Source organism: Algibacter sp. L4_22, from assembly GCF_023473045.1.
GTDB lineage: Bacteria > Bacteroidota > Bacteroidia > Flavobacteriales > Flavobacteriaceae > Algibacter.
Genome location: NZ_JAMCOK010000068.1, coordinates 1 through 686, shown reverse-complemented (window position 1 = coordinate 686; position 686 = coordinate 1). Strand labels below are relative to the sequence as shown.

Genomic DNA, 686 nt, shown 5'->3' with positions numbered 1-686 from the left:
GGATAACAGTTTTGCGTATTATAATGAGCTTCGGCTCCCCCGTCAGTACACGTGGGGAATTGTTTTGAATTGTTTTTGATTCGCCCACAGATATCGAACGATCTGTAACAATGCAATACTATCTACATTTTTTACTCACATAAGTGTGTTGCTTCATTCATTCACCAACACATAGAGACTCTTTCACCTAGATATTATCACATAGAGACTGTGTCTGTTCCACGAATTAGTAAATACAAAAAACCATCAAAACCATTCAACGGTAAAAATTTAATTGATGTCCAACAAATAAACAACAGATATAATACAGATGATCAAATGATAAAGCTCGGGCTGCTGAATATTCGATCCCTTTCCTCAAAAGCGCTTATTGTTAATGATATGATTACAGATCATAACCTAGATGTGCTGTGTTTGACAGAAACCTGGCTAAAACCTGACGATTACATTACTTTAAATGAGTCCACCCCCCAAGATTATTGTTATAAACACGAGCCGCGTCTGAAAGGTAAAGGGGGAGGTGTTGCTGTAATTTATAATAATATCTTCGGTATTACTCAGAAGTCTAGTTTCAAATATAATTCCTTTGAAGTTTTGGTGCTTTATGTAACGTTATGTAGTGAAATTGATAAATCCCGTTTGACATTTGTGCTGGCTACTGTATACAGGCCACCAGGGCACCATAC

At 36.9% G+C, this 686-nt stretch carries 1 protein-coding gene; it reads left to right on the top strand.

The window, feature by feature from the left end; genetic code table 11:
- Window positions 1–210: 210 nt before the first annotated feature.
- A partial coding sequence (locus M4I23_RS19605) for an endonuclease/exonuclease/phosphatase family protein (RefSeq protein ID WP_249755544.1) occupies window positions 211–686 on the top strand: 476 nt, incomplete at its 3' end.